Source organism: Sphingomonas sp. Leaf231 (genome assembly GCF_001421995.1).
Taxonomy (GTDB): Bacteria; Pseudomonadota; Alphaproteobacteria; order Sphingomonadales; family Sphingomonadaceae; genus Sphingomonas.
This window is the reverse complement of sequence record NZ_LMLS01000002.1, coordinates 395,331-416,349: the sequence shown is the minus strand read 5'-3', so window position 1 is coordinate 416,349 and position 21,019 is coordinate 395,331. Positions and strand designations below refer to the sequence as shown.

Below are 21,019 nucleotides of genomic sequence, written 5' to 3'. Positions count from 1 at the left end.
CGGCGACGCGCGGCAACGGTCGGCCTGACGAAAGCGCGCGCAGCCACCGCCTGCCTTTCACTCGCCGTCCCGCGCCACGTTATGGCCGCGTTGCATGTGTAGCCGCTGGCCGCTCCACGCCGGCGCGGGCACGAGGAAACGACTGATTCGAAAGCGAATGATCCGATCAGACGGCGCGGTGCGTCACGTCGCAGCCGGGCTCGCTGCCGCCGGCTGCCGCGACGGCGGCGGCAGCGCCGCGCTGGCCCCCGCACCGGGCCGGCCGTGGCTGGTGCGCGTCGGAAAACATCTGCGCGGCACGTTCGACCGGTTGATCGCGGGATCGTCGCTGGTGTCGAACGCGCCGGTGCTCGACGTGCGCGATTTCCCATGGACAGCATTGCTGCGCGATCGCTGGCACGACATCCGCGAGGAGGCGATCCGCGTCGCGCTGGTCGGCGATGCCGCGCCGAGCCTGTCGACCATCTCCCCCGATCACCGCGCGATCGCCGCGCCGGGCAAATGGCGGTCGTTCTTCCTGTGGGGCTATGGCTATCGCATCGACGAGAATCTGGCGCGGTGCCCGCAGACGCGCGAGGTGATCGAACGGGTGCCGGGGCTCGTCTCCGCCTTCTTCTCGATCCTGGCGCCCGGCACGCACATCCCCGAACATCGCGGCGTGTCGAAGGGGCTGGTCACCTGCCACCTCGCGTTGATCGTGCCGCGCGACGGCGACGTGCGGATGCGCGTGCACGACCGGATGGTCCGCTGGGCCGAGGGCGAGACCTTGGTGTTCGACGACACGTACCGCCACGAGGTGTGGAACGAGACGAGCGGCACCCGCGTCGTGCTGCTGATCCAGTTCGAACGGCCGCTGCGTCGACCGGGCAAATGGTTCGCCGACCTGTTCCTGGGCGTCGCGCGCCGCTCCGCGTTCGTGCAGGAAGCGCGCGCGAACGTGGCGCAGTGGAACGCGGCGGTGCACCGGAGCGACGGCTGAGGCGGCACGTCGCGCTATCCGCCACGAAACGATCGCTTTCCGCCGACGTGCTTGATCCGGAGCGCCGCACGCGCCACATCGCCGGCATGTTGATCGAAACCGAAGCCACGCCCAACCCGGCGACGCTCAAGTTCCTGCCCGGCCGCGCCGTCATGGATGCCGGCACGCGCGATTTCGCCACCCCCGAAGAGGCGGAGGCCAGCCCGCTGGCCGACGCGCTGTTCGGGCTGGGCGACGTCACCGGCGTATTCTTCGGGCGCGACTTCGTGTCGGTCACCGCCGCGCCCGGCGCGGAATGGCGCGACCTGAAGCCCGACGTACTGGCGATCCTGATGGATCATTTCACCGCGCAGATGCCGCTGTTCCGGACCGGCGGCGCGGGCTTCAGCGTCCCGTCCGAGGAAGAAACCTTCGCCGACGATCCCGCCGATGCCGACATCGTCGCGCAGATCAAGGAATTGATCGAGACGCGCGTCCGCCCCGCCGTGGCCAACGACGGCGGCGACATCGTCTATCGCGGGTTCGACAAGGGCAAGGTGTTCCTGCGGATGCAGGGCGCGTGCGCCGGCTGTCCGTCGTCCAGCGCGACGTTGAAGAACGGCATCGAGCAGTTGCTGCGCCATTACGTTCCCGAAGTGACCGAGGTCCGCGCGGTCTGACGCCGCCTGCCCTACCCCGATGACGGAGTTCCCGATGGCCGCCCCGATCGACGATGCCGCGCTCGACCAGTTGTTTCGCACCGCGCGCAGCTACAACCATTATCGCGACGAGCCGGTCGGCGAAGACAAGTTGCGCGCCATCTGGGACCTGATGAAGATGGGGCCGACATCGGCCAACCAGCTGCCGGCGCGACTGGTGTGGTGCGTGTCGGAAGAGGCCAAGGGCAAGCTGGCCGACGCCTGTTCCGAGGGCAATCGCGACAAGGTGCGCAAGGCACCTGTATCGGTGGTGATCGGTATGGACGTGGAATTCCACGAACATTTGCCCGAACTGTTCCCGCACACCGACGCCAAGAGCTGGTTCGACGGCAACCGTGAGCTGCGTGAGGCATCGGCGTTCCGCAATTCGTCGCTGCAGGGCGGCTATTTCATCCTCGCCGCCCGGGCGCTGGGGCTGGATACCGGGCCGATGTCCGGCTTCGACGCGGGCGCGGTGGACAAGGCGTTCTTCGCCGAGACCCCGGCGGTGCGCACCAACTTCATCGCCACGCTCGGCTATGGCGATCCGGCCACGCTGCATGGGCGCAGCCCGCGCCCGGCGTTCGAGACGTTCAACCGCATCGTTTGATACGGGGTTCTGACATGACGCGCACGCTGGTGATCGACACCGCGACCGCCGCCTGTTCGGTCGCGCTGTTCGAGGACGGACGGCTGATCGCGCATGCGCACGATGTGGTCGGACGAGGCCATGCCGAGCGGTTGGTGCCGATGATCGCCGACCTGCCGGACGGCGGGCGCGCCGATCATATCCTCGTCGATGTCGGCCCCGGCAGCTTCACGGGCATCCGCGTCGGGATCGCTGCGGCACGCGCGCTGGCGTTCGGCTGGGGCGCGGCGGTGGCGGGATATGGCGCACCGTCGCTGGTCGCCGTCGCCGCGCTGGCCGACGATCCGGCGCCGGTGGTCGTGGTGATGGAAGGCGGGCATGGCGAAGTCTTCGTCCAGGGGTTCGTCGCACCCTTCGTTGCGCTGGATGGCCCGCGTTCGCTGACCCCGGCGGCGGCGCTGGCGATGCTGGACGGGCGGCGCGCGGTCGGATCGGGACTGCGCTGGCTCAACGCGCTCGACACGGCGATCGCCGATGTGGCGACGTTGCCCGATGCGCGCCACGCGCTGCTCCTCCCGGCCGCGGCGCGCGCGCTGCCACCCGCGCCCTTCTACGGCCGTGCGCCCGATGCCAAATTGCCGTCGGCGGCGATGGCGGCCGGCGCATGACGACGCGGGTGCGGCTGATCGAGCTGGCACCGGGCGGCGCGACCGATGCCGAGGTCGTCGACCGCGTGATGGCCGTAGCGTTCGACCCGCGTTACGGCGAGGCGTGGACGCGCAGCCAGTGCGTCGGCATCCTTGCCATGCCCGGCGTGTGGATGACGCTGGCGCGTGTCGACGAGGTGGTGGTCGGCTTCGCGCTGGTTCGCGCGATCATGGACGAGGCGGAACTGCTGCTGATCGCGGTCGATCCGGCGGTGCGTCGCACCGGGGTGGGCGCCGCGTTGCTGCGCGGCGTGATCGCCGAATGCGACGGGCGCGGCGTGGCGAAGCTGCACCTGGAAGTGCGCGCCAACAATCCGGCGATCACATTGTACACCGCCCATGGTTTCCACCACGCGGGGGTGCGGCGTGGCTATTACCACGGGCGCGATGGCGCGACCTTCGACGCGCACACCTACGTGCGGAACCTCTCCGCCGAACGATAAATCGCCATGTTGCGAGTCGGTAGCGCTTTTCGCAACAAGCCCGACGCATTACATGCCGTCCATGGCTCGCAAGATCGATCTCGAAGCGCTGTGTCACGAAAAGGGCCTGCGCATCACCGAACAGCGTCGCGTCATCGCGCGCGTCCTGTCCGAGGCGGAAGACCATCCCGACGTGGAGAAGGTCTATGCCCGTGCCTCCTCGATCGATCCGGGCATCTCGATCGCCACGGTCTATCGCACCGTGCGGTTGTTCGAGGAGGCGGGGATCCTTGATCGTCATGACTTCGGCGACGGACGCGCGCGCTACGAACCCTCCCCGGAGGCGCATCACGATCACCTGATCGATGTCGAGACCGGCAAGGTGATCGAATTCGTCGATCCGGAGCTGGAGCTGCTGCAAAAGGCGATCGCCGAGCGGCTGGGGTTCCGGCTGGTCGATCACCGCATGGAATTGTACGGCGTGGCGCTGCGGCGCGACTGACGTGCGGCTGAACGCGCGCGGCTGGGCACGGCTCGCGGCACTGGCGGTGGCGATGATCGGCGCGCTGGTGCTGCACGGCGCATGGCGTCTGGTGCGCGCGCGGTCGCCGTGGCCGCGCCGGTTTCTCGGCTGGGTGGCGCGGATCGTGGGGGCGCGGGTGCGCGTCGTGGGCATTCCGCTGCGCCGTGACGCGGTGTTGCTGGCCAACCACCTGAGCTGGATCGACATTCCCGCACTGGCGGGGGCGAGCGGCGCGGCGTTCGTCGCCAAGGCGGAATTGCGCGCCGCGCCGCTGGTCGGGTGGCTGTGCACGCTGAACAACACGTTGTTCGTGCGTCGCGGCGACCGGATGGGCATCGACGCCCAGGTCGCCGCGCTGCGCGCCCAGCTGGGCGGTCCACAGCCGATCACGATCTTTCCCGAAGGTACGACCGGCGACGGCGTGACGCTGCTGCCGTTCAAGGCCGGGCTGCTGTCCGCGCTCGTCCCCCCGCCGCCCGGCGTGCGCGTGCAACCGGTGCGGGTCGATTACGGCGACGCGACCGGCGAACTGGCGTGGGTCGGTGCGGAGAATGGCGCGCATCACGCCGCCCGGGTGCTGTGCAGACGCGGCACGTTCGTCGCGACGCTGAACTTCCTGGAGCCGTTCGTGCCGGCCGGCGACCGCAAGGCGATCGCCACGACGGCGCGCGCGCGAATCGAGGCGGCGCGATGAGAATGGCGGTCGTCGCGCTGCTGCTGGCGGGCTGTTCTGGCGAGGACGATGCCGGGCGTCGCGCGCGGCTGGGGCCGAGCCCGACCTTTGCGCAAGTGATGCAGGTCGCCGATGCGAAGGCCGGCGCGCGCCGTTTCGGCCAGTGTGCGGCGTGCCATTCGATCGCGGCGGGCGGCAACGACCGCAACGGACCGAACCTGCACGGCGTGTTCGGCGCGCGGATCGCGCAGAACCGCCCGCGCTTCTCCTATACCGATGCGTTGCAGGCGCAGCCCGGCGTCTGGGACGAGGCGCGGCTCGACGCATGGCTGGCGAACCCGCGCCGCGCGGTGCCGGGAACCAGCATGGCATTTGCCGGCGTCACCGATCCTTTGGCGCGGGCCGACCTGATCGCGTTCCTCCGCGCGCAGCACTGACCGCGCGGCGCGCGGCCGCTCGACTGACGAGCGATCGGCGGCCGCCGGCAACGGCAACCCGCCATCCGATACCGGGCCTGTTCCGGAGGACGGCCACGCGCGGCTGCGCTGGCCAGCGTCACCGGGTTCCGCTAAGGCCCGCGCCATGTCCGCCCCTACGAAGACCCCGCCGAAGACCTTCCACGTCAAGTCGTTCGGCTGCCAGATGAACGTGTATGACGGGGAGCGGATGGCCGAGTTGATGGCGGCGCAGGGCATGGTCGCGACCGACGATGCGCACGCCGCCGACCTGGTGGTGCTCAACACCTGCCATATCCGCGAAAAGGCGACCGAAAAGGTCTATTCGGACATCGGCCGCCTTCGCAAGCACGGCAACGATCCGATGATCGCGGTCGCCGGCTGCGTCGCGCAGGCGGAGGGCGAGGAGATCGTGCGCCGCGCCAAGGTGGACGTGGTGGTCGGCCCGCAAGCGTATCACAACCTGCCCAGGCTGGTAACGGACGCGGCGGCGGGCATGCCCGCACTGGACACCGACATGCCGCTGGCGTCGAAGTTCGGGCAGCTGCCGGCGCGACGCAAGGTGGCGCCGGGGGCGTTCCTGACGGTGCAGGAAGGATGCGACAAATTCTGCACATATTGCGTGGTGCCCTACACGCGCGGCGCGGAGGTGAGCCGCCCGTTCGCGGCGATCGTCGACGAGGCGAAGGCGCTGGTCGATGCCGGCGCGCGCGAGATCACGCTGCTGGGGCAGAACGTCAACGCCTGGACCGATGGCGACGGGCGCGGCCTGCACGACCTGATCCGCGCGCTCGACCGGGTTCCGGGGCTGGCGCGCATCCGCTACACCACCAGCCACCCCAACGACATGGCGCAGGGCTTGATCGACGCGCACCGCGACGTCGAAAGCCTGATGCCGTTCCTTCACCTGCCGGTGCAGGCGGGCAGCGACCGGGTGTTGCGCGCGATGAACCGCCAGCACACGCGTGACGGTTACCTGCGGCTGCTCGACCGGATGCGCGCGGCACGCCCGGACATCGCCTTGTCGGGAGATTTTATCGTCGGCTTCCCCGGCGAGACCGAGGCGGAGTTCGCCGAGACGCTGAGCCTGGTCGATGAGGTCGGCTATGCGCAGGCGTACAGCTTCAAATATTCGCCGCGCCCCGGCACCCCCGCCGCGACGCTGGACGGGCAGGTCGCGGCGGACGTGATGGACGATCGGTTGCAGCGCCTGCAGGCGGCGCTGGGCCGCGATCAGGCGGCGTTCAACGCCGCCTCGGTCGGGCGTGACTGCCGCGTGCTGATCGAACGGCGCGGCAAGCGCGACGGGCAATGGCTGGGCAAATCCCCGTGGCTCCAATCGGTGCACGTCGTCGGGCCGCACGCGATCGGCGAGCTGATCGACGTCACGCTGGTGCAGGCCGGGCCGCTGTCGCTGACCGGCGAGGTCCGGGCGCGGGCAGCGGCCTGAACGCCGCGCGGCGTTTGCGCGCAATGACGCAGGATACGACGATTTCGGCTGTTCGCCGCATGCGACGCCTGCCACACTCGTTGACGATGCCATTGTGCCGACACGCACCGCACCTATCTCGCCCAGGCGGCGATTTTCGTCGCGCGTCGTCCGCTTCCCAAGGAGCCGCATGAGCCGCAAACCCGTTCCCGCCCAGGCGGGCGAGCGTTCCCGCGTCGAAGTCCTGTTCGACCGTCCACAATTGCTGAGCCGCTTGTTCGGTCAGTACGACCAGCATCTGGTGGCGCTGGAGAACCGGCTGGGCGTGTACATCACCGCGCGCGGCAATCGCGTCGGGCTGGAGGGCACCGCCGAACAGGTGGCGCTGGCCCGCGACGTGCTGAACGATCTGTACGCGCGCATCCAGCGCGGCGAGGAGGTGGATACCGGACTGGTCGACGCTTCGATCGCGATGGCGGCGGAGCCGGTGCTGGACGGCATCATCTCGGCCGAGCGCGGCCCTGCCCCGTCGGTGATGATCCGCACGCGCAAGAAGACGATCGTGCCGCGCACGCCGGCGCAGGCGCATTACATGCGCGAGTTGACGACCCACGACGTGATCTTCGCATTGGGGCCGGCGGGCACCGGCAAGACCTATATCGCGGTCGCGCAGGCGGTGGCGCAACTGATCTCCGGCAGCGTCCAGCGGCTGATCCTGTCGCGCCCCGCGGTCGAGGCGGGCGAGCGGCTGGGCTTCCTGCCGGGCGACATGAAGGAGAAGGTGGATCCGTACCTGCGCCCGCTGTACGACGCATTGTACGATTGCCTGCCCGCCGAGCAGGTGGAGCGGCGGATCGCCAGCGGCGAGATCGAGATCGCGCCGATCGCGTTCATGCGCGGGCGGACGCTGGGCGACGCGTTCGTGATCCTGGACGAGGCGCAGAACACCACGCCGGCACAGATGAAGATGTTCCTGACGCGCTTCGGCCAGAACAGCCGCATGGTGATCTGCGGCGATCCGAAGCAGACCGACCTGCCCGGCGGCGTAGCGGCGAGCGGGCTGGCCGATGCGACGATGCGGCTGGAGGGGGTCGAGGGCATCTCGCTGTGCCGCTTCTCGGTACACGACGTGGTGCGCCACCCGATCGTCGGCCGGATCGTCGAGGCGTATGAGGGTGTCGATGGCTGACGCGTCGGTATATTCTTCTTAATTTCGGGATATACGGAGGCGTCGATGGCATCGCTCTACATCAAGGATCCCGAAGCCAAACGATTGGCGGAACGTCTGGGCGCCGCGCGCGGACTGACCAGGACGGCGGCGGTGAAGCTGGCGCTTGCGCACGAACTGGCGCGCGACGATCCGCCCGTGTCGGCGCGGGACGATGTCCGTTCCGTCTTGGAGCGCTTCTGGAAGGACAATCGCTTTGACGAGCCGACCGGGCTGGAGGCGGACAAGGCGTTCTACGACCGCCTGAACGACGAGAATGAAGGATGACGATCCTGGTCGATGCATCCGCTCTCGTCGCTTTGGCGACGAGGGAGGAAGATGCAATGGCTTTGGGAGATCGGCTCGCGCTGCAGGCACACGTCCATTATGGCCGGCGCAGCACCCACCCCGCCCGCCTCAACATGGGCGATTGTATCGCCTATGCCTGCGCGAAGACCCATGACGCCGACCTGCTCTACACGGCCGATGATTCCTCCCATACGGACCTGGCATGATCCATATCGAACTGACCCGCGAAGATCCCTGGCCCGAAGAGGCATGGGAGGATCGTGCGCTGGCGGCGGCGCGCGCCGCGATCGGGCGGACCCCGCACGGCGAGCTGTTGACCACCGCCGCGCATGTCGAGATCAGCGTGCGGCTGACCGGCGACGCGGAGGTGCAAGAGCTCAACCGCCAGTATCGGGACAAGGACCGGCCGACCAACGTGCTGTCGTTCCCGATGGTGCAGCCCGACCTGCTCGATACCGTCAGCCAGAACTCCGACGACGGCGAACTGCTGCTGGGCGACATCGTGCTGGCGCATGGCGTGTGCGCGCGCGAGGCGGCGGAGCGGAACATCGCGACCGCCGATCATTTCACGCATCTGGTGGTGCATGGCTGCCTGCATCTGCTAGGCTATGACCATATGAACGACGACGAGGGCGACGCGATGGAGCAGATCGAGCGCGACGCGCTGGCCGATCTGGGCATTGCCGACCCCTATCTGATTCGCGAGGATTGAACACAGCGGCGATGGCCGAAGACCGAAGTAGCGCCGTGAACGGCGGCGAGCACCATGAGAGCGGCATCTGGACGGGGCTGCGCAACATGATCTTCGGCGAGCCGCGCGAGGCCACCTTGCGCGAGCTGCTGGAGAAGGCGATCGACCGTTACGAGGAAGATCCCGGCCCCGACATCAAGGGCGACCTGACCCCGCTGGAGCGGCAGATGGTACGCAACCTGCTCCATTTCAGCGAGCGCGACGCCGGCGACGTCGGCGTGCCGCGCGCGGACATGATCGCGGTGGAGGAGGCGACGACCTTCGACCATCTGATCCACGTCTTCGCCGAGGCGGGGGTCAGCCGGCTGCCCGTCTATCGCGGCAGCCTGGACCATGTGATCGGCATGGTCCACCTGAAGGACGTGTTCGCGATCCTGGCGGCGGGTGGCGAACGCCCGAGCGAGATCGCGGCGCTGATCCGCCAGCCGTTATACGTGCCGATGAGCCGCGGCACGCTCGACCTGCTCGCCGACATGCGGCAGTCGCGCATCCATCTGGCGATCGTTCTCGACGAATATTCCGGCACCGAAGGGCTGGTGACGATCGAGGATCTGATCGAGGAGATCGTCGGCGAGATCGAGGACGAGCATGACGAGGCGCCCGAGGTGCTGCTGGTGCCGCTGGACGGCGGGGCATGGGACGTCGATGCACGCGTCGAGCTGGACGATGTCGGGCGCACCGTCGATGCGCGGCTGGCCGAGGCGGAAAGCGACGTCGACACGATCGGCGGGCTGACCGCGGTGCTGGCCGGGCGCGTGCCGGAGCCGGGCGAGTGTTTCGACCATCCCAGCGGCTGGCGGATCGAGGTGACCGACGCCGACGAACGCCGCATCAACCGGCTGCGGCTCCACCCGCCGGTGCCGGTGCCGGAGGGCGCGGAGGAATAGTCATGGCGGACGCTCCGCTTCGTCCGCGATGGCGAACGAGGCGGTAGCGCACGACACCGCGACGCCCTACATCGGATGGATGCGCAAACACGTCCTTGCCGTCCTTGGCCTGTTCGTCGCCCTGGGCGTCGCGATCTTCGTTTATCTCGCCTGGCCCGACAAGGCGCGGGTCGATGTCGCCGCCGTCACCGGCGCGCGCCCTAAGATCGGCGAGCCCCGCGAACAGGTGGTGCCGACCGTGCAGACCGCCGATCCGATCGGCTGGAAGGCGGGTGAGGCACCGACGCCGGCCGCCGGGCTGAAGGTCGCGGCGTTCGCCACCGGGCTCCAGCATCCGCGCTGGCTTTACCGGTTGCCTAACGGCGATGTGCTGGTGGCGGAGACCAATTCCCCGCCACGCGACGGTGGCGGCATCAAGGGCTGGGTGATGCGCCACCTGCTCGGCAAGGTCGGCGCGGGCGTGCCATCGGCCGATCGCATCACGTTGCTGCGGGACGCGAACGGCGACGGCGTCGCGGAAGTGAAGACGCCGTTCATGACCGGGCTGCACTCCCCATCGGGCATGGCGTTGCTGAACGGGCAGCTCTACGTCGCGAACACCGACGCGCTGGTGCGGGTGCCGTATCGTGACGGCCTTACGAAGATCGATACGAAGCCGGAAACGGTCGTCACCTATCCCGGTGGCGGCAACCACTGGTCGCGCAACGTGATCGTCGCGGAAGACGGCAAGACGCTGTACGTGTCGGTCGGCTCGGCATCGAACATCGCCGAGAACGGGCTGGCGGCGGAGCGCAACCGCGCGGCGATCCTGCAGGTCTATCCCGATCGCAAGACGTTCCGGATCTTCTCCACCGGCATTCGCAACCCCAACGGCATGGCGCTGGTGCCTGGCACCAACCGGCTGTGGACGGTCGTGAACGAACGCGACATGCTCGGGTCCGATCTGGTGCCGGATTACCTGACTGCGGTGGAACTGGGCGATCACTTCGGCTGGCCGTGGTATTATTGGGGCGGCTATATCGACACCCGCGTCGAGCCGCGCAATCCGGAATTGCAACAATATGCCAAGCGTCCCGATTACGCGCTGGGGCCGCATGTCGCGGCACTGGGGCTGACGTTCGCGAACGAGGCGAAGCTGGGCGGACGGTTCGCGCGCGGCGCCTTCGTCGGCGAACACGGTTCGTGGAACCGCAAGCCGCTGTCGGGCTACAAGGTCGTGTTCGTGCCGTTCGATGCCAACGGCTGGCCGGTGAAGGGGGCCAAGCCGATCGACGTGCTGGCCGGTTTCGTCAACGACGACGGTGAGGCGCATGGCCGGCCGGTCGGGGTCATCACCGACCAGACCGGCGGGCTGTTGGTGGCGGACGATGTCGGCAACGCGATCTGGCGGGTCGCGTCCGCCGGCTGATGTTGCAGTGAGGCGGAACCTGGACCGCTCCGCTCGCCCGCATCACCGTCGCGCCGGCGCAGGCAGGGGCGCATGCCCGTCGCGTGTTGCAAGGCTGATGACCTTGGGCTGCCACTTTTGTGCCCGCTAAAAACGAGGCACGACGCAGCGTAGGCCCGTGCGGCGCAGGGACGACGGCTTGGCGGCAGCGTGCGCGTGATCGACCGAGCGGTACGAACCTGACGCAGGACGTGATGGTCAGCCGCGCGACGCAGTGCCGGACCATGACGCTCTGGATCGCCCCGCTACGCTCGCGGGACGGACAAACGCCATCCACCCCGCTTCGCAGCCATCATGCCAGCAGTTTCGGCCCGTCCTTCTGCAATTTCGCGCGCAGCTGTTCACCGAACATGCCGAGCAGCCCGGGCAGATCGAACAAGGCGTGGACGTTACGCTCGGTTACGTCGAGCCGCACTGCGACCCGCTGCCCCATGCCCTCGACCACGAAGTGCAACGTGTCGCCGTCCCAGCGATGTTCGCTGACATGCCCGCCGGGGATATAACCCGCCAGCTTGCCGAAGCCGCCCTCGATCCGCGTCCGGGCGCCCGCGATGCCCAACTGATGGGGCAGGTCCACTTCGATCGGGCTGGTCATGCCGTCCTCTCATCATGCGTCATGCTGCGGTGATACGCCTCGCAAACGTCATCGTCACGCCTTACGTGGTGCGCAGGCTTGCGACGGCGCGCGCGGCGTCGCAGGAAGCCGTTTTTTCATCGGCGCGAAGGATGCCCGCCCTGTCTGATCGTTCTCCGGCCCGGACGTTGCCGCACCGCTATCCGGCGCTTGCCGCACTGTTGCTCGGTGCCGCGGCGGCGTGCGGGTTCGCGCCGCTCGAACTATGGTGGCTGACGATCGCAGCGTTCGCGGCATGGATCGCGCTGGTCCATGCCGCGCCTACCGTTCGCCAGGCGCTATGGCGCGGCTGGGCGTTCGGGGTCGGGCACTTCACGATCAACGACAATTGGTTCCAGCACGCCTTCACCTTTCAGGACCAGATGCCGCACGCGCTGGGCTATATCGCGCCGTTCGCGCTGGCGCTGTACCTCGCGATCTTTCCCGCGATGGCCGCAGGGCTGGCGTGGCGGGTGCGTCGCCCCCGTGTCGACGCCGCATGGGTGCTGGCATTCGGCGCGGCGTGGATCCTGACCGAGTGGATGCGCAGCTGGCTGTTCACCGGCTACGCATGGGATCCCGTGGCGGTGATGTGGGTGCCGGTACAGCCGGTCGCCTGGCTCGCCACGCTGGTCGGCACCTATGCCTTGTCCGGGCTGACGGTGGCGGCGGCCGGTGCGCTGCTGCTGGTGCCCCGCAAGGCGCGCGCCGTTCCGATAATGGCGATCGCGATGGTTGCGATCAGCGCGCCGCTGCTCAGCTATCGCACGCCCCCTGCCCCGTCCGCCGCCGATGCGCCGCGTCTGGTGGTCGTCCAGCCCAACGTACCGCAGGACCAGCGCGGCGAGAGCGATCAGGCGATGATGCTCGCGCGGCTGCTGCGCCTGTCCGGCGTGCCGGGCGGCGCACCGCGGCTGGTGATGTGGCCCGAAGGAGTGATCCGCGACTTCATCGAGGATGATTATCCGTTCTGGATCTATGGCGACACCAGCCCGTGGCTGACGCGGACGCGGATGGCATCGGTGCTGGGGCCACGCGACATGTTGCTGACCGGCGGCACCGCGTTGCAGTTCGATGCGAAGGGCGACGTGACCACCGCGAGCAATTCGGTGTTCGCGCTCGACGCGCGCGGCCGCATCCGCGGGCGCTACGACAAGGCGCATCTGGTGCCTTACGGCGAATATCTGCCGATGCCGTGGCTGCTCAAGCCGCTCGGCCTGTCGCGGCTGGTGCCCGGCGACATGGACTTCGCGCCCGGCCCCGGCGCGCGCACGATGGCCGTGCCCGGCTTCGGCGGGATCGGGATGCAGCTGTGCTACGAGATCATCTTTTCCGGGCAGGTCGTCGATCCGGCGCACCGCCCGAGATTGATCTTCAATCCGTCGAACGACGCGTGGTTCGGCGCGTGGGGTCCGCCGCAGCATCTGGCACAGGCGCGGCTGCGCGCGATCGAAGAAGGGCTGCCGGTGGTGCGCGCGACGCCAAACGGCATCTCCGCGGTGATCGCGGCGGACGGTGCGTTGCTGGGCACCGTACCGCATCACGTCGGCGGCGCGGTGGTGGTGCCGATCCCGCCCGCGCACGAGGCTACGCTGTTCGCACGGTTGGGCAATTGGGCCGCGTTGCTGATCGGGACGGCGTTGTGCATCGTCGCATTTGCGTTGCGACGCGGTTCGCGATAGACACATAAAGCTATCTTTATATCGTTATCTCCCGGAGCCTCCATGCGTCAGTCGTTCATCTTCACATCCGAATCGGTGTCCGAAGGTCATCCCGACAAGGTCGCGGACCAGATTTCTGATTCGATCGTCGACCTGTTCCTGTCCAAGGATCCGGAAGCGCGCGTCGCCTGCGAAACCATGACCACCACGCAGCTGGTCGTGCTGGCGGGCGAGATCCGCGGCAAGGGCGTGTATGAGAACGACCAATGGGCACCGGGCATCGAGGAAGAGATCGAGGCTGCCGTGCGCGCGACCGTGAAGCGCATCGGGTACGAGCAGTCGGGCTTCCACTGGAACGAGTTCAAGTTCCTGAATGAACTGCATGGCCAGTCGGCGCACATCGCGATGGGCGTGGACGAGAGCGGCAACAAGGACGAGGGCGCGGGCGACCAGGGCATCATGTTCGGTTATGCGACCGACGAGACGCCGGGCCTGATGCCCGCCACGCTTTACTACAGCCACAAGATCCTCGAGCGCATGGCGGCGGACCGCCACTCTGGCGCGGCCCCGTTCCTGGAGCCTGACGCCAAGAGCCAGGTGACGCTGCAATACGAAAATGGCGTGCCGGTGAAGGCAGTGGCGCTGGTCGTGTCGACCCAGCACAGTGCCGACCTGTCGAACGCCGAGGGCCAGGCCAGGCTGCGCGACTACGTCAAGGGCGTGTTCGCGGACGTGCTGCCGGAGGGTTGGCTGCCCGAGGACAAGGCGATCTACGTCAACCCGACGGGGCTGTTCGAGATCGGCGGACCGGACGGCGACGCCGGGCTGACCGGGCGCAAGATCATCGTCGACACCTACGGCGGCGCGGCCCCGCACGGCGGCGGCGCGTTCAGCGGCAAGGATCCGACGAAGGTCGACCGCTCGGCCGCCTATGTCGCGCGCTATCTGGCGAAGAACGTCGTCGCCGCCGGGCTGGCCAAGCGCTGCACGATCCAGCTGTCCTACGCGATCGGCGTCGCCGAGCCGCTGTCGGTCTATGTCGACCTGCACGGCACCGGCACGGTGGACGAAGCCAGGCTGGAGGCGGCGCTGCCGCAGCTGGTGCGCCTGACTCCGAAGGGCATCCGCGAGCATCTGAAGCTCAACAAGCCGATCTATTCGAAGACTGCCGCCTATGGGCATTTCGGCCGCGACGCCGAGGGTGACCTGTTCACTTGGGAAAAGACCGATCTCGCCGACGCGCTGAAGGCGGCGGTGGCCTGATTTGGCAGGCACCGCGCTCCCGGAACGGGAGCACGGTGCCGCCATCGTAGCGCGCGCCCCTCGAACGTCGCGGGCACATCGATGGGTTGCGCCCCCGCGTGCGGCGTAACCGACCGAGCGTTGGCGTAGCAGCGGCCCGTACAGCATAGACCGCGAGCGACGGTGGTCATGCCGCATCGCTGTATGATGCGCCGGGCGGGGAGCAGTGATCGCCTCACCCGCCGGGATATTCGGCTTGGGACGTTTCACTTCGTCTGCCGACCGGCGATAGCTGATCCCCGGATCAGGTTCACGGCGACGCCGGCACGCGCCATTCCGGTAAAGTAACTATCTCCTCCGCGTGGGAGATCGCAGGGCGGCCCGGCCGGCCCCGCGACCCGCCCGCCATCAGCTCGGATGGGCCTCCACCTCCGCTTCGGCGCTTGCTTCCCGCCGGTGTTCGACCAGCCGGCCCGCCGCGTCGATCGCCCAGCTTGCGATACGCTCCGACACCCATCCGATCACCGCGCCGGCCACGACGTCGCTGGTATAATGCGCGCCACGCGCCACCTGCACCACCCCCGCCGATCCGGCGACCAGCTTCGCGACGCCCGCCGCCGCCGGTGCCTCGCGCGCGATCGACTGCGCCACGGCGACCGCGCCGGCGGTGTGCCCGGATGGGAAGGCGTTGAGGTTCGTGTCGCCGGTGCCGTGACCTTTTTCCAGCGTCGGCGACGCGCCGGCCACGTTCGGGCGCGCACGGTCGACGCTGGCCTTCATCACCGTCTTCAACGCCGTCGCGAGCAGGTGGCTGGTCACCATCCGCGCCCCGCTGCGCGCCAATGCCGGGCGGCGCAGCACCGCGCCGATTGCCAGCGTGCCGAGACCGAGGGCGAGCAGCGGCGGCTCATCGGTCGCCTTGGCGACCGGGGCGAGCGCGCGCATCGCCCCCATCGCGGCGAGTGCACGCATCGGGCCGTGCGCGTCATGCTCGTGCTCGGCCGCCGCCCGCAACGCCTTTTTCTTCTTCTTGCCCATCATCGGCTCCGCTGGTTACGGCGTGCCAACGACCCGCATCGCCAATCGGTCCCGCTCAGGACGCGGCGGTATAGGCAGCGAACGGTTCGGACTGCACCATCCGTCCGTCGCGCCACACCTGCACCCCGCCGCCGCCGGTCGCCGGATCGACCGAGGCGAGCACACGGTAGACGTAGCCGCCGTTCGCGAAGTGATAGACCCGTCGCCCGCCGCGCTCCTCGACCAGTCGCCCGCCGGTGATCGTCAGCGATGCGCGCGTGTCGCTTCCGCCCCATGGCCGGTCGACGACGGGAAGGTCGCTGTCGTGATCGTAGCTGCGGTAGACGAAGCCGTCGCGATCGCTGCGCGTCACCTGGACAGAGCGGCTGGCGGTGACGCCCAGCACGCGGGTCTGCGGCGCGAAGCGGCACCCGGTGACGTCGCGTCCCCACGCTACCGAGGTGACGGTCGGCGTGGTCGCGCCGGGTTCGACCATCCCGGGGTTCACCGCATGAATATCGCCGACCTCGCGGCCCGCATCGTTCGTCAGGGGGTAATGGATCTGCCCCATGCCGGGATCGCCGGCGCCGATGCGGACCCGCACCCGGTGGCGCACCAGCCCCGGCTTCGACAAGCTGGTCAGCGTCGCCGCGCGTACGCGGTCGGGGGGTGAAAGCACCAGCACCCGGTCGCGATCCACCGAGTCGCAGACGAACACCGCCGGGGTCCAGCCGCCTTCCCCGTTCAGCATCGAGATCGACCGCTGGCTCGTCATCTGCGACCACGCCGGCGTCGTCGTGCCCAACGTCCCCACGGCCACGGTCACCGCCGCAGTCACCGCCGCACCGCTCCACCACCCACGCATCGCATCCTCCGTTCCGTTTCGCGCGCTGCTGGGCTAGGCGCGCGTGGATGAACGATCCCACAACGATCCGCCGCCTGTACGGCCGGCGTCAGGGCCATGCATTACGCGCCGGGCAGGCGGCGCTGGTCGAGGAATTGCTGCCCCGTATCGCCGTGCCCGAACAGGACGCGCTCGACGCGACCCGGCTGTTCGGCGATGCTCGGCCGTTGCAGGTCGAGATCGGCTTCGGCGCGGGCGAGCATCTCGCCGCGCAGGCCGCCGCCGCACCGGGCACCGGCTTCATCGGGTGCGAGCCGTTCCTGAACGGGGTGGTCGGCGCACTGGGCCATGTCCGCGACGGCGCGCTCGACAATGTGCGTATTCACATGGGCGACGCGCTGGAGGTGGTCGAACGGCTGCCCGACGCCGCACTGGAGCGGGTCTACCTGCTCCATCCCGATCCCTGGCCCAAGGCGCGCCACGCCAAGCGGCGGATGATGAACCACGGACCGCTGGACCTGATCGCCGCCAAGCTGAAGCCGGGCGCCGAGTTCCGGCTGGGCACCGACGATCCGACCTATTGCCGCTGGTCGATGATGGTGATGAACCAGCGTCGCGATTTCGAATGGCTGGCCCACGGCCCCCGCGACTTCCTCGAACGTCCGGCGGACTGGCCCGAAACCCGCTACGAGCGAAAGGCGCGACGGCACGGGCATGAGGTGTGGTATTTCAGGTACGTTCGCGTCTGATCCCTTGGGCGGGGGCAGTTGACGTGGGGAAGAAGTCCGCGACGCGCTCCGCCCCGGGGCGACGATCGCCTTCCCGTTCGGCTGATGCCGCCAGCGCGATCACCCGGGTCGGCCCGCCCCCTTCGACTGACCACGAGGCGACGGCCTGGCGTTCCACTATCGGCACGCGCAGACGTGGACGAACACATGCGAGGGCGATCGGTGCGGGGAAGCACGCAGCCACCATCGTCTTCCGCCTGTGGCCCTGACCCTAATGGGCGTTCGACACGCGCAGTCGCCGGCGGCGTTCCATCGCCTCCATCACCTTGCCTGCCAGGCTCTCGAGCTTCGCCTGCTCCTCCAGGGTCAGGACCCTTCCCGGCTGTGTGCCGATTACGCAGAGCGTGCCGAAGCTCAGCCCGTCCGGCGTCCTGAGCGGTGCGCCAGCGTAGGAGCGGATGCCCGGATCTCCGGTCACGAGCGGATTTGAGGAGAAGCGGTCGTCGGCGGTCGTGTCCGGCACCGAGAAGACGCCCTGCCCTCGGATCGCGTAGGTGCAAAACGAGATCGAACGCGGGGTTTCCGACGGTTCGAGCCCGATCTTGGCCTTGAACCATTGCCTGTTCTCATCAAGCAACGAGATCAGCGCGATCGGCGTGCCGAACGTCTCCGCAGCCTCTCGCACGATGGCGTCGAATTCAGGTTCGTTGGGGGTATCCAGGATACCGTAGCCGGACAGGGCGGCAACGCCCGCCCGGTCCGAATCATCGAGCTGATGGAGAGACATAACCATGGTGTGAATGTGGCGGACGTCGAAGAATTTCCGGTTAACGCGCCGGCCCGTAACAACGGGACGGCACCCCCCCCCCACATACCGCGATCACCAGGTCGGACGTTCTGCACTCCGGCGTTTATATACCGAGTGCCCGGGATCGAGGATCGCCGGGATGCGAAGCTCAAGACGATCGATCCAGGTTCAGCGCATCGGATTAGCCGTCGATTAACCACCCCTAATGTATTCACATCGCTCCCGAAACTCGGTGGAGCGTTGGGGATGTCGCGGGTCATTCCCGTGTCGTGCCGGGCCGGCGATCTCACCAGATCCCGGTTCCACGATGCGTGAATCGAGGGTGGACCGATGACCGAACACCGCTTCACCCAATTGGCTTATTCCATGAAACGTCTTCTCTCGACGGGCGCATCGGTGTCCGCTCTTCTGCTCGCGACACCTGCGCTTGCGCAGAACGCGCCGGGCGATCAGGCCGAAATACTTTCCCTGCTGCGCGCCCAGTCCCGCGAAATCGCCGCGCTCCGCGCGCGACTCGAAGCGGTCGAGAACCAGCCCCGGCACGCAGCGACGACGATCGCGGCCGCTACGCCCGCGGCCCCTGCGACGGCGCCGAAGCAGGCAGCTACCGTGTCATCGACGATCGGCAACGATAGCGAGACCGTGTCGTTCGCACCGCAAATCATCGCCGCCAGCCCGGCCGAGCAGAACGTCACGCAGGCGCGCGCCGCCGCGATGAACCCGTCGGGCGTGACGACCGAGTGGCGTGGCGGGCTGCCGATCTTCCATTCGGCGGATGGCAAGTACACGTTCAAGATGCGCGGCCGCATCATCAATCACGTCAGCTCCACCTTCGGATCGAAGTATGACGCACGCAACATCACGACGACCGGCGCGCGCGCGCTGCGGATCGGCATCGAGGGCGCGATCGGCACGCATTTCTTCTACCAGTTCGAGAACGACTTCGCCGACAACGTGTCCGACGTCGGCACGATGTTCGTGGGCTGGCGCGACGACATCGGACAGGTGTCCTACGACGTCCGTTTCGGCAACATGTTCAATGACCGCAGCTTCGAAGGATCGAGCGGTTCGGATGCGCCGCCGTTTCTGGAACGCAACGTGGTCGCCACGTCGATCATCCCGCAGCGCGGCTTCTACGGCATCGCGTTGATGCCGCGGCTGTTCTGGAAGAGCGGCCACGCGTCGATCACGCTGAGCGGTGACAATGTCGATGCCAGCCAGAGCGTCTCCGACAGCCGCACGGTACTGGCGCGGACCCACTGGAACCCGATCACGACCGAACGCTCGATCCTTCACCTCGGACTGTGGGGCTTCGACGAAAAGCTGGCCGCCGGGCCGGGCACGCTGACCCGCAACACAGTGATCGGCGGCCGTTTCAACAGCCTGCTGCGCGTATCGACCGGGCCCATCGTCGGCGGAACCGGCACGACCGGCTACGGCGCGGAAGTCGGCGGATACGCCGGTCCGGTCTGGGTGATGGGCGAGGCCGGCGAGCGCCACGCGCGCCTGAACGCCGGACGTGACGATCTGGTCACCCGGGCCTGGAGCCTGTCGGGCGGCTGGTTCGTCACCGGCGAGCTGCCGCCCTACAACCCACGCCTGGGCACCTTCGCGCAGCCGCGCGTCCGGCGGTCGGTGTTCGACGGCGGACCGGGCGCGATCGAGCTGCTCACGCGCTACGAGAACCTCGACTTTTCGGGTATCGCGACGGGCGGAAAGGGCTCGGCGGTGACCGCCGGGATGAACTGGTACCTCGACAGCATCATTCGCGTGCAATTCAATCTGATCCACTGGAACACCGAAAACCGCGCGGGCGCGTTCACCGGCAAGGACAATGGCGAAACCGTCAGCGGAGGGATTGGCGTCACGTTCTGATCGACCGGTTTCGGGGGACGGCTGCGCTGCCCCCGGAACTCGGGCAGCCCCGCACGCCTTGAAGGGGGGCTATGCGCGCTGGCGATGCTTTGCCCAGAGTTCGCCGAACATCAGGTCGAAATGACCGGGGCGAAAGCGGTCGAGCCCCGACCCGGGATAGAGCGTGATCTCACCGAACAACGGGGTGCCGCCGACATCGTAGAAATCGACCCGTGCGAAATCATACGGCGCGGCGATCCGCTCCGCGGCGGCGACCATGCGTTCGAAGGATGCCGGACGGGCGATCGGCCGCCGGTCGATCGGGAATTCGAAAGCAACGGGCAGACGATACCAGTGACGGTCGAAGATCACGCGTTTGTGTGCATGTTCGCGGTCGGTGTCGACCTGAACGAACGCGACCTTCCCGCCGAAGACGAACAGCTTGAAGTCGGACGGCACCACGCCGTTCAAGCCGACGAACGGCTCGACCAAAAGCCTCGGCTCGATGCGCGAATACAGCCATTCGTGGAGCAGCGTACCATATGGCCGGCGCAACCAGCGCCGGCTGCGGCGACGCACCTGCTCCCAAATGATCGCCTCGCCGTCGCGCACGAAGATCCGCTGCTGGCTACCATGCGAGGATTTGAGCACGAACGGGCGCGGCCACGCCGGGGTGGCGGGCAATTCGGTGCCCGACCATAAAGTGGGGATGACCCATTCGGGGCCGAGCACGGCCGCAACATGCGCCTTGACCGCGATCTTGTCGGCAAGATCGGGCCATCGCGGATCGCGTTCGTAGAGCTTGCGAACGTGGACGAACTCGCTGAACCGCTTCGGATCGCGCAAGTCCGGCCATCGCCCAAAGCGCCATAGGTAGATCAAGCGCGGCAGTGCCTCCGAGGAAATACGCAGCGCGCGCGCGACGCCGCGCCCGGTATCGCGGGGCAGCACGGCCGAGGGCGGGCGTGTCGTTGCGGAGGGCAGGTCGCCTGCCCCGCGCCGGCGCAGCGCAAGCAGCGACGGCAAATTCTTGTGAGCGTTGCGTGTCATGGCATCGCGGGGTTAGCCACGGCTCGTTGCACATTCGGGACGGCTTCTCTGCCGCGTGCGAGAGGTGCGGATCAGGTCGCCGCCATTTGCCGTTTCGACAATGTCGGGCCGCCGCGTTCCGGACGGCGGATGCAACGGGCGCGGCGT

Annotated in this window: 24 protein-coding genes; 19 read left to right on the top strand and 5 right to left on the bottom strand. The window is 68.2% G+C overall.

From position 1 onward, the window contains the following. Positions 1–157: 157 nt before the first annotated feature. From ASE95_RS08250 to ASE95_RS08180, 15 genes are all read left to right on the top strand, one after another. Positions 158–979, top strand: a complete 822-nt coding sequence (locus ASE95_RS08250; protein WP_082450012.1) for an aspartyl/asparaginyl beta-hydroxylase domain-containing protein — start codon at positions 158–160, stop codon at positions 977–979. An 86-nt stretch (positions 980–1,065) separates the two neighbouring features. Further along, the gene (locus tag ASE95_RS08245; protein WP_056635991.1) at positions 1,066–1,638 is read left to right on the top strand and encodes a NifU family protein; all 573 of its coding nucleotides are present in this window, start codon (positions 1,066–1,068) and stop codon (positions 1,636–1,638) included. Positions 1,639–1,672: 34 nt separating this feature from the next. After that, entirely contained in the window at positions 1,673–2,266 is a 594-nt protein-coding gene (locus tag ASE95_RS08240; RefSeq protein ID WP_056635988.1) for a malonic semialdehyde reductase, read from the top strand. A gap of 14 nt (positions 2,267–2,280) precedes the next feature. After that, positions 2,281–2,913 carry a tRNA (adenosine(37)-N6)-threonylcarbamoyltransferase complex dimerization subunit type 1 TsaB gene (tsaB, locus tag ASE95_RS08235; RefSeq protein ID WP_056634348.1) on the top strand — a complete coding sequence of 211 codons (633 nt, stop codon included), beginning with the start codon at positions 2,281–2,283 and terminating at the stop codon, positions 2,911–2,913. Further along, entirely contained in the window at positions 2,910–3,395 is a 486-nt protein-coding gene (rimI, locus tag ASE95_RS08230) for a ribosomal protein S18-alanine N-acetyltransferase (protein ID WP_056634345.1), read from the top strand. The genes tsaB and rimI overlap by 4 nt, the downstream gene beginning before the upstream one ends. Before the next feature lie 61 nt (positions 3,396–3,456). Further along, positions 3,457–3,876 (top strand): Fur family transcriptional regulator, encoded by a 420-nt coding sequence (locus tag ASE95_RS08225; protein ID WP_056634343.1) that lies wholly within the window; start codon positions 3,457–3,459, stop codon positions 3,874–3,876. A 1-nt stretch (position 3,877) separates the two neighbouring features. Continuing rightward, complete coding sequence (locus ASE95_RS08220) at positions 3,878–4,591, top strand: lysophospholipid acyltransferase family protein (RefSeq protein WP_235528236.1); 714 nt, start codon at positions 3,878–3,880, stop codon at positions 4,589–4,591. Then, positions 4,588–5,007: a c-type cytochrome gene (locus ASE95_RS08215; protein ID WP_056634340.1), complete on the top strand. Its 420-nt coding sequence runs from the start codon at positions 4,588–4,590 to the stop codon at positions 5,005–5,007. Before ASE95_RS08220 ends, ASE95_RS08215 begins: the two co-directional genes overlap by 4 nt. Positions 5,008–5,152: 145 nt before the next feature. Beyond that, the gene (gene miaB / locus ASE95_RS08210) at positions 5,153–6,475 is read left to right on the top strand and encodes a tRNA (N6-isopentenyl adenosine(37)-C2)-methylthiotransferase MiaB (RefSeq protein WP_082450011.1); all 1,323 of its coding nucleotides are present in this window, start codon (positions 5,153–5,155) and stop codon (positions 6,473–6,475) included. 169 nt (positions 6,476–6,644) lie between these two features. Then, on the top strand, positions 6,645–7,643 hold the full coding sequence (locus tag ASE95_RS08205; RefSeq protein WP_056634336.1) for a PhoH family protein: 999 nt from the start codon (positions 6,645–6,647) through the stop codon (positions 7,641–7,643). 45 nt (positions 7,644–7,688) lie between these two features. Continuing rightward, positions 7,689–7,949 (top strand): type II toxin-antitoxin system VapB family antitoxin, encoded by a 261-nt coding sequence (locus ASE95_RS08200; protein WP_056634333.1) that lies wholly within the window; start codon positions 7,689–7,691, stop codon positions 7,947–7,949. After that, positions 7,946–8,176: a type II toxin-antitoxin system VapC family toxin gene (locus tag ASE95_RS08195; RefSeq protein ID WP_056634330.1), complete on the top strand. Its 231-nt coding sequence runs from the start codon at positions 7,946–7,948 to the stop codon at positions 8,174–8,176. Before ASE95_RS08200 ends, ASE95_RS08195 begins: the two co-directional genes overlap by 4 nt. Further along, positions 8,173–8,682 carry an rRNA maturation RNase YbeY gene (gene ybeY / locus ASE95_RS08190; protein ID WP_056634329.1) on the top strand — a complete coding sequence of 170 codons (510 nt, stop codon included), beginning with the start codon at positions 8,173–8,175 and terminating at the stop codon, positions 8,680–8,682. Before ASE95_RS08195 ends, ybeY begins: the two co-directional genes overlap by 4 nt. Before the next feature lie 11 nt (positions 8,683–8,693). Further along, entirely contained in the window at positions 8,694–9,608 is a 915-nt protein-coding gene (locus ASE95_RS08185) for a hemolysin family protein (protein ID WP_056634326.1), read from the top strand. Between the two features lie 79 nt (positions 9,609–9,687). Beyond that, entirely contained in the window at positions 9,688–11,016 is a 1,329-nt protein-coding gene (locus tag ASE95_RS08180) for a PQQ-dependent sugar dehydrogenase (protein ID WP_056635977.1), read from the top strand. Positions 11,017–11,347: 331 nt separating this feature from the next. Here ASE95_RS08180 and ASE95_RS08175 read toward each other — a convergent pair whose 3' ends face one another. After that, positions 11,348–11,650: a polyhydroxyalkanoic acid system family protein gene (locus ASE95_RS08175; protein WP_056634323.1), complete on the bottom strand. Its 303-nt coding sequence runs from the start codon at positions 11,648–11,650 to the stop codon at positions 11,348–11,350. Between the two features lie 131 nt (positions 11,651–11,781). Between ASE95_RS08175 and lnt the strand changes: the two genes are divergently transcribed. Together lnt and metK are read left to right on the top strand one after the other, a co-directional pair. Beyond that, complete coding sequence (gene lnt, locus ASE95_RS08170) at positions 11,782–13,350, top strand: apolipoprotein N-acyltransferase (RefSeq protein WP_056635974.1); 1,569 nt, start codon at positions 11,782–11,784, stop codon at positions 13,348–13,350. Positions 13,351–13,392: 42 nt separating this feature from the next. Further along, positions 13,393–14,592 (top strand): methionine adenosyltransferase, encoded by a 1,200-nt coding sequence (gene metK / locus ASE95_RS08165; protein WP_056634320.1) that lies wholly within the window; start codon positions 13,393–13,395, stop codon positions 14,590–14,592. A 387-nt stretch (positions 14,593–14,979) separates the two neighbouring features. Here the strand turns inward: metK and ASE95_RS08160 are convergent, their stop codons facing one another. Both ASE95_RS08160 and ASE95_RS08155 read right to left on the bottom strand, forming a co-directional pair. Further along, positions 14,980–15,612 carry a phosphatase PAP2 family protein gene (locus tag ASE95_RS08160; RefSeq protein ID WP_056634317.1) on the bottom strand — a complete coding sequence of 211 codons (633 nt, stop codon included), beginning with the start codon at positions 15,610–15,612 and terminating at the stop codon, positions 14,980–14,982. 52 nt (positions 15,613–15,664) lie between these two features. Continuing rightward, complete coding sequence (locus ASE95_RS08155) at positions 15,665–16,453, bottom strand: hypothetical protein (RefSeq protein ID WP_056634314.1); 789 nt, start codon at positions 16,451–16,453, stop codon at positions 15,665–15,667. 47 nt (positions 16,454–16,500) lie between these two features. Here ASE95_RS08155 and trmB point away from each other — a divergent pair, with 47 nt between their 5' ends. Further along, positions 16,501–17,181, top strand: coding sequence for a tRNA (guanine(46)-N(7))-methyltransferase TrmB (trmB, locus tag ASE95_RS08150; protein ID WP_056634311.1), 681 nt, complete (start codon positions 16,501–16,503; stop codon positions 17,179–17,181). Between the two features lie 250 nt (positions 17,182–17,431). On the opposite strand, the gene ASE95_RS08145 is transcribed toward trmB, so the two are convergent. Further along, positions 17,432–18,031: a GAF domain-containing protein gene (locus tag ASE95_RS08145; protein ID WP_235528235.1), complete on the bottom strand. Its 600-nt coding sequence runs from the start codon at positions 18,029–18,031 to the stop codon at positions 17,432–17,434. 303 nt (positions 18,032–18,334) lie between these two features. Here ASE95_RS08145 and ASE95_RS08140 point away from each other — a divergent pair, with 303 nt between their 5' ends. After that, positions 18,335–19,843: an OprO/OprP family phosphate-selective porin gene (locus ASE95_RS08140; protein WP_056635970.1), complete on the top strand. Its 1,509-nt coding sequence runs from the start codon at positions 18,335–18,337 to the stop codon at positions 19,841–19,843. Positions 19,844–19,912: 69 nt separating this feature from the next. Here ASE95_RS08140 and ASE95_RS08135 read toward each other — a convergent pair whose 3' ends face one another. Then, complete coding sequence (locus tag ASE95_RS08135) at positions 19,913–20,872, bottom strand: ATP-grasp fold amidoligase family protein (RefSeq protein ID WP_082450010.1); 960 nt, start codon at positions 20,870–20,872, stop codon at positions 19,913–19,915. Positions 20,873–21,019 lie beyond the last annotated feature (147 nt).

Bases quoted from the DNA above. Each gene is read 5' to 3' on its own strand.
- ASE95_RS08245 (WP_056635991.1), top strand. From the start codon at position 1,066: ATGTTGATCGAAACCGAAGCCACGCCCAACCCGGCGACGCTCAAGTTC.
- tsaB (WP_056634348.1), top strand. From the start codon at position 2,281: ATGACGCGCACGCTGGTGATCGACACCGCGACCGCCGCCTGTTCGGTC.
- trmB (WP_056634311.1), top strand. From the start codon at position 16,501: ATGAACGATCCCACAACGATCCGCCGCCTGTACGGCCGGCGTCAGGGC.
- ASE95_RS08180 (WP_056635977.1), top strand. From the start codon at position 9,688: ATGCGCAAACACGTCCTTGCCGTCCTTGGCCTGTTCGTCGCCCTGGGC.
- ASE95_RS08225 (WP_056634343.1), top strand. From the start codon at position 3,457: ATGGCTCGCAAGATCGATCTCGAAGCGCTGTGTCACGAAAAGGGCCTG.
- ASE95_RS08175 (WP_056634323.1), bottom strand. From the start codon at position 11,650: ATGACCAGCCCGATCGAAGTGGACCTGCCCCATCAGTTGGGCATCGCG.
- rimI (WP_056634345.1), top strand. From the start codon at position 2,910: ATGACGACGCGGGTGCGGCTGATCGAGCTGGCACCGGGCGGCGCGACC.
- ASE95_RS08200 (WP_056634333.1), top strand. From the start codon at position 7,689: ATGGCATCGCTCTACATCAAGGATCCCGAAGCCAAACGATTGGCGGAA.
- ASE95_RS08140 (WP_056635970.1), top strand. From the start codon at position 18,335: ATGAAACGTCTTCTCTCGACGGGCGCATCGGTGTCCGCTCTTCTGCTC.
- ASE95_RS08160 (WP_056634317.1), bottom strand. From the start codon at position 15,612: ATGATGGGCAAGAAGAAGAAAAAGGCGTTGCGGGCGGCGGCCGAGCAC.
- ASE95_RS08195 (WP_056634330.1), top strand. From the start codon at position 7,946: ATGACGATCCTGGTCGATGCATCCGCTCTCGTCGCTTTGGCGACGAGG.
- metK (WP_056634320.1), top strand. From the start codon at position 13,393: ATGCGTCAGTCGTTCATCTTCACATCCGAATCGGTGTCCGAAGGTCAT.
- miaB (WP_082450011.1), top strand. From the start codon at position 5,153: ATGTCCGCCCCTACGAAGACCCCGCCGAAGACCTTCCACGTCAAGTCG.
- ASE95_RS08215 (WP_056634340.1), top strand. From the start codon at position 4,588: ATGAGAATGGCGGTCGTCGCGCTGCTGCTGGCGGGCTGTTCTGGCGAG.
- ASE95_RS08240 (WP_056635988.1), top strand. From the start codon at position 1,673: ATGGCCGCCCCGATCGACGATGCCGCGCTCGACCAGTTGTTTCGCACC.
- ASE95_RS08185 (WP_056634326.1), top strand. From the start codon at position 8,694: ATGGCCGAAGACCGAAGTAGCGCCGTGAACGGCGGCGAGCACCATGAG.
- ybeY (WP_056634329.1), top strand. From the start codon at position 8,173: ATGATCCATATCGAACTGACCCGCGAAGATCCCTGGCCCGAAGAGGCA.
- ASE95_RS08205 (WP_056634336.1), top strand. From the start codon at position 6,645: ATGAGCCGCAAACCCGTTCCCGCCCAGGCGGGCGAGCGTTCCCGCGTC.
- ASE95_RS08155 (WP_056634314.1), bottom strand. From the start codon at position 16,453: ATGCGTGGGTGGTGGAGCGGTGCGGCGGTGACTGCGGCGGTGACCGTG.
- ASE95_RS08250 (WP_082450012.1), top strand. From the start codon at position 158: ATGATCCGATCAGACGGCGCGGTGCGTCACGTCGCAGCCGGGCTCGCT.
- lnt (WP_056635974.1), top strand. From the start codon at position 11,782: ATGCCCGCCCTGTCTGATCGTTCTCCGGCCCGGACGTTGCCGCACCGC.
- ASE95_RS08135 (WP_082450010.1), bottom strand. From the start codon at position 20,872: ATGACACGCAACGCTCACAAGAATTTGCCGTCGCTGCTTGCGCTGCGC.